The sequence below is a fragment of the Actinacidiphila guanduensis genome, assembly GCF_900103985.1.
Lineage (GTDB): Bacteria > Actinomycetota > Actinomycetes > Streptomycetales > Streptomycetaceae > Actinacidiphila > Actinacidiphila guanduensis.
Genome location: NZ_FNIE01000008.1, coordinates 18005 through 32446, shown reverse-complemented (window position 1 = coordinate 32446; position 14442 = coordinate 18005). Strand labels below are relative to the sequence as shown.

The following is a 14442-nucleotide window of genomic DNA, read 5'->3' as shown; positions in this document are numbered from 1 at the left end:
GACCGGCGGCGGGGGCTGTGGGGCGAAGGCCGACATACGGCGGGGGTGCCGCGGTGGCGCGGCACCCCCGTGGCCGGGTCAGCGCACCGAGAGGCTGACCAGGCGCGCCCCGCCGGCGCCGGCGGCGTCGGTCGCCAGGGCGACGTAGCGGGCGGTGGCCTTGACACCGAGGCTCCGGCGCGGGCCGGACCCGGTCAGGGTGCCCGCGCCGCGGTAGGTCACGCCGTCGTCACTGACCTCGACCTGCCCGGCCGGGACACGGCCGCCGGTCCACTCGGCGCTCACCTCCGTGAACTGCACCGAGGCGCCCAGGTCCACCACCATCCGGCCCTTGGGGCCCGGTGTCCACGCCGTGTGCGGGTCGCCGTCCACGGCCGCGCGCGGGTCGGACATGCCGGCGGGCAGCGGGTCGGTCGGGAAGACGGTCCGGCCCAGCGCCAGGTCGTCCAGCGGGTACGCGGTGGCCCCGCTCACCCGGACGGTGACGGCTCCCCGCCCGTCCCGCACCGTCGCCACGGCGCTGCGGCCCTGGCCGGTCACCCGCACCTGGCAGGACGCCCCGGACAGCCGCACCGTGGCACCGTCCACCACCTCGGCGACCAGGCCGGACGGCAGCCGGCGGCCGGACAGCGGACGCAGCGTCAGCCGCGGCGGGAGGAGCTGCGCCGATGCCGCGTCGAGGGCGACCTCCAGCAAGGTGCCGTCCGAGGTGACCGTCTGCCGGCCCTCGAACAGCACCCGCTCGGTGCCGGTGGAGGGCACGGCGACCGTGGTGGACACCGGGGAGCCGGTCAGGTTGAAGACGCTGAGGTGGTCCTCGGTCAGGGCCGCCCGCACCCCGTCGGCGTCCGGCCGCGGCACCGGCCGCGCGGCCAGCGCGCGCAGGGTGCTCGTCGAGGCGCCGGGCAGGCCCTCGACCAACAGCGGCGCGGCCGGGCCGTCGGCGAGCACCACGACGTCGCCGTAGACCGACAGCGGCAGCTCCGAGCCGCGCACCACCAGCCCGGCCCGGCCGTCCACGTCGAGCCAGCCGCCGGTGCTGGTCACGTCCGGGGTGGGCCAGGAGGCCAGGTCGGTCCAGGTCTGCCCGTCGGTGGAGCCCTGCACGAGGTACTTCCGCCCGGCGGCGGCTTCCCAGCGGACGGTCACCCGATCCACGTCGTGCGCGGCGCCGAGGTCCACCTCCAGCCAGCTGTCGCCCCGCTGGCGGTCGCTCTTGGCCACCGCCCACCGGGTGGTGGTGCTGCCGTCGACGGCGAGCGAGGGGCCCATGCCGGTGGTCGAGGAGGAGGCGGTGGCGGTGCCGCCCTGGGCGATGTCGGCACCGTCGGCGCCGTCCCGGGCCTCGAACTCGTAGATCGAGTAGCCGTAGGTGGGGTCGCCCTGGACGCCCTGCATGCGCAGGTAGCGCACCGAGGTGCGGGTGAAGGTCAGCTGGTCCACCCGGCCGCCGGTGGTCGTGCCGTCGCTGTCGGCGGCCGCGACGGTGTGGCTGCCCTCGGCGTAGCGGTAGGTGCGCGACCCGGTGAGGCCGGGCATGCCCGGCATGGTCAGGTTGTAGACCTCCAGGTGGCCCTCGCCCGCGCCGGTCCCGGTGGTGGCGTAGACGACCGCGCCCGAGGGCAGGGTGGTCAGGCCCGCGTAGGCCGCCGACCCGAGGTCCAGGACGGTCGCGCTGCCGTCGAAACCGTCCCGCACCGCCTGGTAGGCGCGCACCCGGCGGCCGGCGACCGTGCCGGTGACCGCCGGCAGGAACACCGGGGTGGCGGCGCTGAGCTTGAACAGCCAGTCGTCGTGCGCGGGTTGCCAGCCGAACTTCACGAACCCGGCCTTGCTGACGGCCCCCGCCCAGGCGCCGGACGACTGGTGCGAGACCAGGCCCGGGCCCGCACCGAAGTCGATGACGCCGGACGCCTGCCGGAAGAACTCCGCCGCCGACAGCGCCCGCACGCTCCGCCCCGAGCGCGCCGCCCACTGGTGGAGCAGGTAGCTGATGGCGACCTCGGCGCGGGCCTCCGGCTCGTACTTGGGCTCGCCGGAGAACTTCGCCAGCCGGTACTGCGGCGGGTACGCCTGATAGGCCTCCAGCCTTGCGGCCATGGCCTGTTCGGCCCAGGCGGCGGCGCGGTCGCCGATCACCTGGGCCTGGAACGCCAGCGGGATCACGTCGCGGCCGTACAGGTGCTCCCGGTCGTTGATCATCGGCATGAACGGCTCGCCCGCGTCGCTCATCACGTTGAGGATGCTGCGCCACAGCGGGCCGGTGTTGGGCTGGTCGGTGACCACCTGCGGCAGGGCGCGGCCGGCGGTCAGGTAGTGGATCGCCGTGCGCGCGGAGGTGCGCCACACCTCCTCCTGGTAGTGCGGCTCGAAGGAGCCGTGGTTCTCCACCAGGAAGGTGTCCCACAGGTTGTGCGCGGTGTTGGCGCTGACCGCGGTCCCGTCCACCGTGGCCGGGTTGGCCAGGTCGGCCGCCGGCAGGCCCGTCTCGTTGCGCGCCCAGGCCCGGTAGCAGGCCAGCCAGTCCGGGTACCGCGGGTCGTCCTGCGCCCAGACCAGCGCCGGCACCAGCGACTGGGCGTAGACGCCCATCTCGTCGACCTTGGTGTCGCCCTGCCAGCCGCCCTTGAGTCCGTTGGGGGTCCACGGGGAGGACAGCGGGTCGTCGCGGGTGCCGAGCGAGGTGGTGTAGGCGGCCTGGTTGCGGATGAGGGAGTCGACGAGTTGCCGCGTGCCGGTGTCGAGGTCCTGCCACAGGAGCCGGGCGGCCAGGGCGAAGTACAGCTGGAAGGTGGTGTCGAAGAAAAGCGTCCTGCCCCACTCGGTGCCGCCGTTGTTGCGGTTGGAGGCGGCGAAGTGCGCGATCGAGGCGAGCGTCCGGTCCTTCAGCGTGGCCGCGTCGATGCCGGCCTTCCCGGCGTCGTAGCTGCCGTGGGTGAGGAGGACCGCGTTGCCCAGGACGACCGCGAAGCCGAAGTCGGTGGCCGTGTAGTAGCCCTTGGCCGCGTCCCACTGGGTCTCCGACCAGCGGGTGTGGTCGAGCAGGACCCGGTAGTAGGTGTCGGCCACCGGGTCGGCGGCGGTGGTGCTGCCGCCGGGGTGCCCGGCGGCGGACGCGGTGCCTTCGGCCAGCGCGGCGGGCAGTGCGGCCAGGGCGGCCGAGGCGCCGAGCAGCTGGACGAACCGGCGCCGGTCGACGGGGAGAGGGGGTAGCTGGGACACGTTTCGACGCCTCTCGTGGTGCAGGTCTGACGGGGTGGTACGGATACGGGACGGTGGGCGGCAGCGGGTGCGGGGAAGCACCTGGCGGTGCTCCCCCGCCGGGGGGCTACTTCGCGGCGGGCGTGCCGTCCTGCGCCGTCGCGAAGATGTGGAGGTCCTTGTCGGAGGGCAGCGTGATCGAGGCGACGACCTTGTCCGGGTCGACGGCCACGGTCTGCTCGTCGACGTGGAAGGCGTGGTCCTGCCTGCCGAGTGCCTGGTTGCGGTAGGTCATCGCGGCCACCTCGGTGTTCCCGGCGCCGGGCGCGTTGCCCCAGTCGGACTGCGCCAGTGTCGCGGTGCCGCTGCTGCCGTCGGTGTAGTGGATCGTCACGGTGCCCGAGTGGGCCCCGTTCGTCGCCGCGCCGAGGAAGCCGATCCGGGTGGCACCGGCCCGGTGCGGCATCAGCACGGTCTGGCCGAGCGCGCGCACGTTGTCGTCGTTGCAGGGCTGTGCCTGCGGCCAGGTGAAGTCCAGCCCGTCGATGTCCACCCGGGCGCCGGGGGTGAGCGGGTGCGGTGCGGCCGCGGCGAGCGCGTCCGCCGAGTAGGTGTCGGTGCCGTTGTCGAGCGCGCCGCACCCCGGGTCGGTGTCCGGCGAGATGCCCACGTCGTTGTAGTAGTCGGACAGCGTGTCCGTGGCCGCGACGGTGAACTGCCCGGTGCCGGACGTCCCGCCGCCGGGCCCGGTCACCACGGCGACGCTCGCCACGCTGCCGGGTTCGACGCGCCAGATGTTGCCCGGCCCGGAGGCCGTCGAGACGGCCGGGCCGCTCGGCTTCGGCACCGTGAACGTGATGGAGGTGTCCGACCAGTGGTCGATGTGCAGGGTGCCGAGGTCGCCCGCGCCGCCCCAGTGCACGCCGGCGTCGGACAGCAGCAGTTGCCGGCCGTGCGAGGAGGAGCCGAAGCCCTTGCCGGTGACGGTGACCCGCTGGCCGGGTGCGGCCTGCGCGGGAGTGACCGAGCTGAGGGTCGCGGTGCGGGCCGGGGTGTTCGTGAGCGCGATGTCGTCGACGTAGCCGCGGTAGCCGCCCTTGCCGCCGGGCTGGTCGTAGCCCAGGTCGATGCGGACGATCTTCCTGCCCGCCGCCGCCTTTCCGATGTCCACACCGACCCGGTTCCACTGGCCGGGCACGAGCGTGCCGCACTGCGACGCGGCCGTGAGCGGGGAGCCCGGCAGGCCGTGCAGGCTGCTGCCGTCGGAGAAGACCAGGTCGAGGGCGACACAGCTGCTGTTGTCGCCGGTGACGCCGGGCGCGTCGGCGCCTTTCGCCTGAGGATGGATCCAGTAGCTCAACGTGGTGTCCCGGCCGGTGCGCACCGGCCGGCCGGACAGGTCGAACAGCCGCATGTAGGCGTGGTCGTCGGCCGCGCCGGTGGCCTGCCCGGAGTACATCAGCGCGTTGGTGCCGTCGTGGTCGAGCACCTGGCGCGCACTGGCCTCCGGGCCGGAGGCGCCGCTGTACGCGGTGACGCCGGAGATCCCGCCGCCGCCGGGGGAGGTGTCGACGCCGTCGACCCAGTCGGGTGCGGGCTGGCCGTGCTCGAAGCCGGTGCGGAACGGGGTCGCGGCCGGGGGCGCCGGCTGCGGGCGGCGCAGCCCCGCGGTGGCGAGCCCGGTGACCGTGTCACCGCCGCCGTAGTACATCATCCATTGGCCGTCGTGGAAGAAGATGCTGTTCGTCCACACCGTCTTCGGCGTCTGGCCGTTCCACTCGTACGGCACGTCCGGTGTCGGGGTCAGCGCCGCGTCGCTGAGCTGGTGGAGCATCAGCGTCGGGTCCTGGCCGGAGAATTCCTCCTCGCTGATCGCGTAGAACCAGCGGCCGTTGGCCATCAGCGTCCCGGCGGTGAAGACCACGATGTCCTGGTTGGCGGGCCGGCCCAGCACGGTCCGGTAGTCGGTGACCGCCACGGACACCTCGTAGGGCTGCCAGCCCTTGGGGTAGTGGACGTCGAGCGGGTCGGCCGTCCGCGGGGTGGTGCTGCCCTTGGCGTGCCAGGTGCGCAGGTCCGACGAGTAGGCGATGTCCGTGCCGGTGTCGCCCTGCCCGAAGTACATGACGTACTCGCCGTTCACCTTCCGGGGCGTGCCGTCGGCGCCGGTGACCACCGCGGCGTCCTTGTTGTTCCCGGCGTTCGGCTCCACCACCCACGGGGTGCTCCAGTGGACGCCGTCGGTCGAGGTGGACTCGGAGATGTCGTACGAGCCGTAGCAGCTGCCGTCCGCCTTCGGGTGGACGGAGGTGAAGAACGAGTAGTAGGTGCCGTGGAGTTCGAACAGGCGCGGGTCCTCCAGGCCGCACCTGTCCTGCTGGCCGGCCAGGCCGAAGCCGATCACCGGGTTGTCGGCGGTGTCCTCCGTGAAGTGGGTGCCGTCGGTGCCGGAGGCGTAGCCGATCTGCGACGGGCCGCCGTAGGAGCCCTGGGCGCGGTAGAGCATCCGGTACCGGCCGCCGCGGTAGAGCACGCCCGGGTTGTACAGGGCGGCGGCCTCGTACCCGCTGCCGCTGGGCGTCAGCAGCGGGTTGTCCGCGCTGCGGGTGAACGGGCCGATGGCCCAGTCGGGGAGGTTCGCCGCGGTGTAACCGGCGTTGCCCGCCGCGGTGGTGGCCGGCGCGGGTGCGGCGGCGTGGCCGGCCGCGTGCGCGGCGCCGGTCGCCGGGGCCGTGGCGGACGCGGTGGCGGTGGGCGCCGCGCAGAGCGCCACGACGACGGCCACGGCGAGCGCGCCGCACGCGAGCAGCCGCGCCACCGCGCGCCCGTGCCGGGATGCTCGCGGCGCGGGCGCGTCCGGTCCCCTTCGCAGGTGTGCGGCGAACAGGTGGAAGCCGACCATCGTCCAACCTCTCAACTCGACGCGGGAACTCTCCAACGGGTCGTCGTATCAGGCCTGGCGGCAGCGGGCCGCGGGCTATGACAACGTTGTCGCCCGGCCCGAACGATTCCACCGCGACCTCCCGGCGTCAAGGGGTGCGACGGGGCCTGCGTGCGGCCGACCGGGCCCGCGGCGGCGGCAGGTCGCAGGCGCTTGCGTACGGCGGTGCGTGGAGCGCGGGTTGGGGCGGGGGCCGGCAAACCGCGCTGCACGGGAAGGTCGTACCGGCGGGTGTCGCGGTGGGCCACGGGAGATCCGGCTGCCTGCTGACCGGTGGCGTCTGCGCGAGGTCAGGCCGGTGACGTGCCGCGCCAGAGGCCGGCGCCGGCGGCGAATACGATCGGGTCCATGGCGGACAGCTCCGCGCGGACTCGGGCTTCGAACGCGGCTCGGGCATCGGCCGGGAGGGCGTCGAAGAAGGCGCGGGAGCCGTGCGAGAGCCCCCAGTTCCAGAACGTGTCGGCGTCGGGTACGGGAAGGCGCTGCTCGACGGCCGTGCTGCTGATGCCTGTGAACCCCGCCGTCGCGAGGAACCGCCCCTCGTCCAAGGGCCGGCTGAGCCGTCCTTCGCCGACGGGTATCAGGGGCTGGAACTCGCGGAAGAGGGCACCGTAGAACTCCCACTCCGGCGCGTCCTGGACCGGGCCGGGGACGGAGAAGGAGAACACCCCGCCGGGAGTCAGGACCCGGCGGATCTCCTGGGCCGCCGCAGCCGGATGATCGAGCAGGTGGACGACGAATCCCGCACAGACCAGGTCGAAGGAGCTGTCGGGGAAGTCCAGTCGGTGAGCGTCCATCACCCGCGCTTCGTGAACCGCCGGGTACTGAGCCGAGAGCCGCTCGATCATGCCGGGAGCGCAGTCCACCGCGGTCACCCGGCAGCCGCGGGCGAGCGCGGCAGCGGTCAGGGCGCCGCGCCCGGCGCCCAGGTCGAGGACGCGGGTGCCGCGCACCGGAGCGAGCCAGTCCATGTGCTGCTGGCCGAACCCGGCGAAGAACGGCAGTACTTCGTCATAGACCGAGGCCACTCGGTCGAAGAGGGCGGTGGCCCGCGCTGAGGTCATGGCCGGTCATCCTGGCAGCGGGACAGATGGCTTGCACACCGTTTTCCCTACCGGGCGCTCGGCCTGGAGCGGCAGGCAGGTCCGCTTCATCGCCGTCCGGGGGCGGACAGTATCGGGCCGGCCGAGGCGGCGTAACGGGGTGGTCCCGGTCCTCGCGACGGCGCGGAGACCCGTGCTGTACGGGGACTGGTGTGGGCAGTTCGCGAGGCTGGGTCGTGATGGGATCGCGGGTGGCGGGGGGATGAGTGGGGCGTGGTGCTGCCCGACCAGTCAACGGTCCGCGTCGGTCCGCGTCCCCGCGTGCCACCGCGTGGTCAGCCGCCGGGCTCGTACCCGAAGCCGCCTACGGGGCGGGGCTCAGGCCGCGACGGGACGGCCGGAGACCAGTTTCACGTTCGCGGTGTCGCGCGGGGCGGGCGGGGTGATGGTGCGCGGGCCGGCGAAGGCGAAGTAGTCGATGGCGACGGTCCGGCCCGCTGCCGGCGTCATCACCCAGCGGACCGGCTTGCCGTGGGCGTCCACCCATACGTCCAGCTCCGCGCTGTCGGCGCCCGCCAGCAAGGCGGCGGCCGAGCCCGCCGGCCCGGCCAGCCGGGTGTCCGCGGACAGCAGCACCGGTGTCCGCACTCAGTGCCGGCCTTGAGCGGCCCGCTGGGCTGTGGGTCGCGGCGCGGCGCCGCGCTCAGCCGAGGCGACGGGCCACGCTCAGCGGCAGGTTGCGCAGGGCGAGGCCGATCGGAGCCCACGGCCACGCCGGTACGACAGCCGTGTCGGGCTCCTTGTCGATCGCCCTCGCCAGCGCCCGGCACCCGGTGGCGGCGTCGACCATGAACGGGGCGTCCGGCCGCTGCTCGTTCAGGTCGGTGGCGATGTAGCCGGGGAAGATGGTGCTCACGGTGATGCCGGAGCCGTGCAGTTCGGCCCGCAGGCCCTCGGCCAGCATCGCCACCGCGGCCTTGCTGGCCGCGTAGGCCGTCATCGAGCCGCTGATCGCCCGGAAGGCGCCCACCGACGACATCACCACCAGGTGGCCGCTGCCCTGGCGCCGGAAGACCTCCATCGCCGCCTCGATCTGGGCCAGTGCGGCGACCAGGTTGGTCTCCACGATGGCGCGGTTGACGGTGAAGTCCCCGGTGCCCAGCGGGCGGCCGTTCCCGATACCGGCGTTCACCACCACCCGGTCCAGCCCGCCCAGTTCGGCGGCGAAGGCGTCGACGACCTCGAACACCCGCTCGTGGTCGGTCACATCCAGTGCTTTCACGTGGACCTGGAGACCGGGGTGCTCGGCCCGCAACTGCGACCGCAGTTCCTCCAGCCGGTCGGTCCGCCGCGCGCACAGCGCCAGCGTGGCGCCGCGGGCCGCGAACTCCCGGGCGAGTCCCCGGCCCAGTCCGGAGCTGGCCCCGGTGATCAGAATCCTCGAACGCGTCATCGTGCTCTCCTTGTTCACTCCACGGTCGCGCAAGCGCGGGGGTCAGGCCGCCACGGTGACGCCGTCCACCGGCTGCTGCTCCTTGTGCGGAGCCACGCGCGGGGAGAGGGCGCTGACCAGGAAGATCGCCACGGAGAAGGCGGCGGCGATCAGCAGGCCGCGGTGGAAGCCGTCGGTGAGTCCCGCCGACGGCGTGGCACCGCCGGCGATCGCGGAGTCGGCGCGCGAGGTGGACACGGTGGTGACGACGGCGAGGCCGAGGGCGCCGCCGACCTGGTAGAAGGCCTGCACCACGCCGGACGCGGCGCCCGCCTCCGCCGTGGCCACATCGGCGCGCGCGGCGATCTGCGCGGGGACGCCCACCCCGATGATCCCGAACCCGAACAGGACGAGGCCGGGCAGGAGCCACGCGGCGTACGCGTCGTCCGCCCCGGTCCGCGACAGCAGGAGCAGGCCGGCGACGGAGACGGCGGCGCCGGCGGTCTGGACGGGACGGGTGCCGAACCGGTTGACCATCGCCGTGGCGGTCAGGGCGGCGAGGATGGCGGCGCCGCCCATGGGCAGGAACTCGACGCCGGCCCGCAGCGCGGAGCCGTGCCGGACCTGCTGCAGGAAGATCGCCACGAGGAAGAAGGTCGACAGGAACGAGGCCCCGTTGAGCGCCAGGGCGCCGCCCGCGCTGCTCAGCGTGCGGGAGCGCAGCAGGCGCAAGGGGACCAGCGGCGCGGCCGACCGCGCCTCGGCGGCGACGAACGCCACCAGCAGCAGCACGCCGCCGATCAGGCACCCGACGACCTCGGGCGACGACCACCCGACGGGCTGCGCCCGGACCACCCCGTACACGAGGGCGAGCAGCCCGCCCGTCCCGAGCACGGCCCCGAGCAGGTCGAAGGACCGCTCCCCCGCGCGCGGCCCGAACCGGGCGACGAACCGCGGCGTGATCGCCAGCAGCAGGACGACGACCGGCACGTTGACGAAGAACACCCAGCGCCAGCTCAGCGCGTCGACCAGCAGGCCGCCGGCGACGACTCCCAGCGTGCCGCCGAGCCCGGCGAGGCCGCCCCACACGCCCAGGGCGATGTTGCGCGCCCGTCCGTGCGCGAAGGTGACGGTGACGATGGACAGGGCGGCCGGCGACAGCAGCGCGGCGCCCAGGCCCTGCACGGCGCGCGCGGCGATGAGCCAGCCCGGCGAGGGGGCGAGGCCGCCCGCGAGCGACGTGGCACCGAAGAGCGCCAGGCCGATGGTGAAGACCGCGCGCGACCCGAGGAGGTCCGCGGCGCGGCCGCCGAGCAGCAGGAAGCCGCCGAACAGCAGGGTGTACGCGCTGATCACCCACTGCAGCCCGGTCACGGAGAAGCCGAGGTCGCTCTGGATGCCGGGCAGCGCCACGTTCACGATCGTGACGTCCAGCACCACCATGAATTGTGCGAGGGCGAGCACCACCAGGGTGGCCCAAGGGCTGCGTCGCATAAGGACGGCCTTTCTCGTGAACGTACGGCGAGGCACGTGCGGAAGCGTGCGAGCCCGACCTTACATCATTCATGAACAGTGTTCAGGAGCATCGTTCATGACGCATGTCACGCGTATGCTGGGGCGCATGGCTGCTGGGGCGAAGAAGGACCGACCGCGGCTGAGCCGCGACGTGCTGGTGACCGCGGCGATCGCCCTGGCGGACGCCGAGGGGCTGGAGGCGGTCACCGTCCGCCGGCTGGCCCAGCTGCAGGGCGTGGCGCCCACCGCCCTCTACTGGCACTTCCGTGACAAGGAGCAGTTGCTGGACGGCATGGCCGAGCATCTGTTCACCGAGGTCGTGCTCCCCGAGGCCAGGCCGGACGACTGGGCCGGGGAGTTGCGCGACGTCCTGGCGGCCGTGGTCGCGGTCGTCCGCCCGCACCCCGAGGTGGCCCGGCTGATGCCGACGCGCGTCCTGGCCTCACCGGCCGGGCTCCGCCTCACCGACCGGGCTCTCGGACTGCTCCGTGCCGCCGGGCTGCCGGCCGGGCCCATCGGCGGTATCGGCCTGTTCCTGCTCAGCTCGTCGGTGGCCATGGTGGCGGCCGAGCCGGGCCGCCGGCTGCCGAAGGACCCGCAGGAGCGGGAGGACGCCGTCCGCGTCAAGCACGCCTCGTTCATGGCCCTGCCACCCCGGGACTTCCCCGCCGTGGTGGCCTTCGCGGACCAGCTCTCCGACTGCGTGGACCCCGACGACTACTACGCGTTCAACCTGGACCTGCTGGTCACCGGCATCGAACGGACCGCGGCGCGGCTCCACGAACCCGCCTGAGGCCGCGCCCCGTTCGGCAGCTCACGACCGCTCGGCCCGGCTGATCGCGACAGTTCGCCCCCGTGCCGTTGAACCACGCGCGGCGGGACTGGCCGTGCCGCGGTCAAGAGGTGACGGCTGGAGTAGCGGATGGGTGCCCCAGCCGCGCCAGGACAGGCACGGGTTCCCGGGAGCGGCAGCGCTCGGGCAGGTCCGGCAGCGTGCGGACGAGCAGCCGAGTCCTGCCCGAACCGGTTCGCCGAGGATGACGGGCCTGCCGGTGGGCACCGCGGCGAACACCAGTTGCGCGTCCCCGCCGGCGCCGGCGCTGCGCGCCGAGTACGCGGCCGGGCCTTCGGCGCTGTCGGTGGGCTCGTTTTCGGAAGCGTGGCGACCGCATACGTGAAGGGAGCCCCTCTCACGAATGAAAGGGGCTCCCTGGTGGTGCGACGTGTCAGCCGCCGCTCTTGCGGCGGAACTCGCGGGGCCCGCCCGCGCGGCCGTGGGCGCCGTGGATCTTGCTGGGGCCCTGGGAGGAGCCGTTGGGGCTGGTGCGGGCGCCCTGCTTGCGGGCCAGCGCCTCGCGGAACTTGCGCTTCACGTCGTCCTCGTCCGGAGCCGCCGCTTCCTGCTCCGCCGTCGGTTCGTCCGTGTCTTCGGCAGCCGCTTCGGCCGCCTGTTCTGCGTCGGTCATGGGCCAAGCCTGACACGTCGGAGAGGCCGCGCACAGCAGGCAACCGGTTGAACGCGCGGAACGGGCCGCGAACCCGGCGGGAAACCGCCCGAGCGGGAACGGCGAACCCCGGCACAGCCGACAGCGCACGCCCGCCTTCCGGAGGCCGCGTACGAGACGGCGTACCGGTCCCACCCGCCGAGCCGACCGTTGACCGCGCGCCCACCACGCGGTTACGCCCCCGCCCGAAGCCCCACCCGTTGAGCCGACTGCCCACCAGCGCGCCCGCTCCTGGGTTGCGCCCAGGCCGAAGCCGGCCCCACTCGACGGGCGGACCGCCGACCCGTGCGCCCGCTCCACGGCTACGCCCCGCCCGAAGCGGCGCCCCCGCCCGTCGAGCCGGCTACCGCCTCACCCTTCGCACCGCGGAGCCGGCGCCCCGCCGGAAGCCCCACCCGCCGAGCCGATTAGCGACCCGCACCGCACCCTTACGCCTCCCCCACTCCCCTCGCCGCCGTTCTCGCCGCACGCAGGGCCGGCAGGAGGCAGGCCGCGGCCGCCAGTGCCACCGTGGCCGCGACCAGCGCGAGCAGCACCCCGGGCGAGGGGCTGCGGGCGATGCCCGAGCCGATGCCCGAGGCGGCGCCCTCCAGGTCGACCAGCACGCGTGAGACCAGCACCCCGAGCAGCGTGCCCACCCCGGCCGCCGCCAGCGCGAGCAGCGCGTTGCCCGTCACCATCGTGGCCACCGTCTGCTGCGGGGTGAGCCCCACCGCACGGTAGGCGCGCAGGTCGTGGGTGTGGTCGCGGATCACCGTGGCGATCGAGGTGGACATCTCGGCGAGGACGACCAGCGCGAGGATCATCACCAGCCCGACCAGCACCCGCCGCATCGGCGGGAACTCGCCGGCCGCCGGATCGGTGACGCGGTGGATCTCCACGGTGCCGCCGGTCGCCGCCCCGAGGGCGGCCTGCTCGGCCGACGGGCTGGTGCCGGGGGCGAGTTGGAGGTCGTAGGAGGACGGGCGCAGGGTGGGGTCCTGGTCCTGGAGGGTGTCGAAGCCGGTGGAGACGACCCGGCCGCCGTTCTGCGTCTCGATGCAGCGCCCGACCAGGTGCAGGATGTGCGGAGTGCTGCCCACGGTGAGCCGGATCCACTGGCCGACCGAGACGTTGAGCGCGGTGAACAGGCCCTGCCCGGCGACTGCTTCGTCGGGCGCGGTGGGCGCCCGGCCGTCGACGATCGCGTACGGGTAGGGGTGCGCCGCGGTGCCCACCCCGCGCAGCGTGACGGTCTCGGTCTGGCCGGGGGCGAGCGCGGCGAGTTCGACCTCGGGGCGGGCGGCGGCGACCCCGGGCGCGTGTGCCAACTGCCGGGCGACGCGGCCGGGATCGGCGCCGGCCCGGGCGGTGAGCTGGCCGGCCAGGCCGTAGCGGACGGGCTGGTGCTGGAAGGCGTCCAGGGTGGCCCAGGTGCCCAGGGCCGCGCTGATCATCAGGACGGGCACCATGAGCCGGGCGGCGGCCGCGGCCGAGCGGCCCGGGCGGTTGGCGACCGCGCGCCAGCCGAGGACGAGCGAGGGCGGTACCCGCAGCCGCAGGGCGGTGCGGGTGGCGCCGGACAGCCGCCGGCGGCCGCGAACGGCGGTGCGGGCGACGGGGATCGCGGGCAGCCGGGCGGCCCGCCAGCCGGCGAGCGCGGTGCCGGTGCCGATGACGGCGAGGGTGGCGAGCGCGGTGAGCGGCAGCGCCCAGCTCTGCGAGGGCAGGGTCCGCCAGACCGCCAGCGCCTGGCCGAGCGGCCCGGGCACGCGGGTGCCCAGCGCCTCGGTGGCGGCGAGCGCGGCGAGCACGCCGGCACCGGCGAGCAGCAGGTGCTGGATGAGGAACATCCCGGCGACCTGGAGGGGCGTCAGGCCGATCGCTTTGAGGACGGAGACGTCGCGGGCGTGGGCACGTACCCGTACGCCGATGCCGCCGGTGGCGGCGACGGCGGCCGCGAGCAGGGCGCCCAGGCCGAAGATGCCGGTGAGCAGGCCGAGCAGGTGGTTGTCGCCCTCGGCGTCGGCGCGGGCGTCGCGCCAGGTGGACACCGACACCACCTTGTCGGGGCCGACGGCGGCGACGGCCTGCTGCACCAGGTAGCGGGTGTCGCCGGGGTCGGAGGTGACCAGGCCGACGGTCAGGGTGCTCTGGTGCGTCCGGGCGGCGAGGCCGCCGACGAAGGCGGAAGGGGCCCAGCCGATGCCGGGGGAACCACCGGGCGAGTAGTGCGCCTCGGCGGTGTCGGCGACCCCGGCCACCCGCAGCTGCAGCGTGCGGTCGCCGTCGCGGGCGGTGAGCACGTCGCCGGGCGAGGCCCACAGCGCGGTCGCCACGGACTGCTCCAGCACGATGTCGACGGGCGCCTGCGGCCCGAGGGGGGCGGTGCCGGAACCAGTGGTGGAACCGGAGCCGGGCGATACGGCGGGCACCGTGCCCGCCGTGCTCAGCCAGCCACCCGAGACGATTTCGGGGCGGCCCACCGACGGCGGCCGGCTCTGCGCCGCCCGCAGCCCGACCGCCGCCTTGTCCGCGCCGTGCTGCACGGTCACGGTGACCGTGCGGAAGGGGCCGGCGATCCCCGTCACGGTGTCGAGGTGCCGCAGGGCCGCGGTGTCGGCGCCGGGGTCGACCCGCATCCACACGTGCGCCCCGTGCGTGGCGGTGAACAGCCGCTGCCAGGGGTGCGCGGCGGCCACCAGCAGGGCGACGGACATCAGCAGGGCGACGGTGACGCCCGCGCTGGCCAGCACGATGGTCAGTGCCTGGCCCCGGTGCGTGCGCAGGTCGGCCTGGGCCCAGCGCAGTACGGCGCGCACGGCG

9 protein-coding genes are annotated in these 14442 nt (G+C 74.5%); 1 reads left to right on the top strand and 8 read right to left on the bottom strand.

Annotation, left to right across the window (positions count from 1 at the left end; all coding sequences use genetic code 11):
* Window positions 1-78: 78 nt before the first annotated feature.
* From BLR33_RS18300 to BLR33_RS18275, 6 genes are all read right to left on the bottom strand, one after another.
* Window positions 79-3222 (bottom strand): discoidin domain-containing protein, encoded by a 3144-nt coding sequence (locus BLR33_RS18300; protein WP_245771495.1) that lies wholly within the window; start codon window positions 3220-3222, stop codon window positions 79-81.
* A gap of 106 nt (window positions 3223-3328) precedes the next feature.
* Window positions 3329-6139, bottom strand: coding sequence for a glycoside hydrolase family 130 protein (locus BLR33_RS18295; protein ID WP_143031711.1), 2811 nt, complete (start codon window positions 6137-6139; stop codon window positions 3329-3331).
* 293 nt (window positions 6140-6432) lie between these two features.
* Window positions 6433-7206, bottom strand: a complete 774-nt coding sequence (locus BLR33_RS18290) for a class I SAM-dependent methyltransferase (protein ID WP_093785598.1) — start codon at window positions 7204-7206, stop codon at window positions 6433-6435.
* A 357-nt stretch (window positions 7207-7563) separates the two neighbouring features.
* A complete protein-coding gene (locus tag BLR33_RS18285) occupies window positions 7564-7833 on the bottom strand; it encodes a hypothetical protein (protein ID WP_176930308.1) in 270 nt (89 codons plus the stop codon).
* Between the two features lie 55 nt (window positions 7834-7888).
* Window positions 7889-8638 carry an SDR family oxidoreductase gene (locus tag BLR33_RS18280; RefSeq protein ID WP_093785596.1) on the bottom strand — a complete coding sequence of 250 codons (750 nt, stop codon included), beginning with the start codon at window positions 8636-8638 and terminating at the stop codon, window positions 7889-7891.
* Between the two features lie 42 nt (window positions 8639-8680).
* A complete protein-coding gene (locus BLR33_RS18275; RefSeq protein ID WP_093785595.1) occupies window positions 8681-10111 on the bottom strand; it encodes an MFS transporter in 1431 nt (476 codons plus the stop codon).
* Between the two features lie 127 nt (window positions 10112-10238).
* Here BLR33_RS18275 and BLR33_RS18270 point away from each other — a divergent pair, with 127 nt between their 5' ends.
* Entirely contained in the window at window positions 10239-10925 is a 687-nt protein-coding gene (locus tag BLR33_RS18270; protein WP_093785875.1) for a TetR/AcrR family transcriptional regulator, read from the top strand.
* 433 nt (window positions 10926-11358) lie between these two features.
* Here the strand turns inward: BLR33_RS18270 and BLR33_RS18265 are convergent, their stop codons facing one another.
* Together BLR33_RS18265 and BLR33_RS18260 are read right to left on the bottom strand one after the other, a co-directional pair.
* Window positions 11359-11598, bottom strand: a complete 240-nt coding sequence (locus BLR33_RS18265) for a DUF5302 domain-containing protein (RefSeq protein ID WP_093785594.1) — start codon at window positions 11596-11598, stop codon at window positions 11359-11361.
* Between the two features lie 467 nt (window positions 11599-12065).
* A complete protein-coding gene (locus tag BLR33_RS18260; RefSeq protein WP_093785593.1) occupies window positions 12066-14438 on the bottom strand; it encodes an FtsX-like permease family protein in 2373 nt (790 codons plus the stop codon).
* Window positions 14439-14442: the final 4 nt, after the last annotated feature.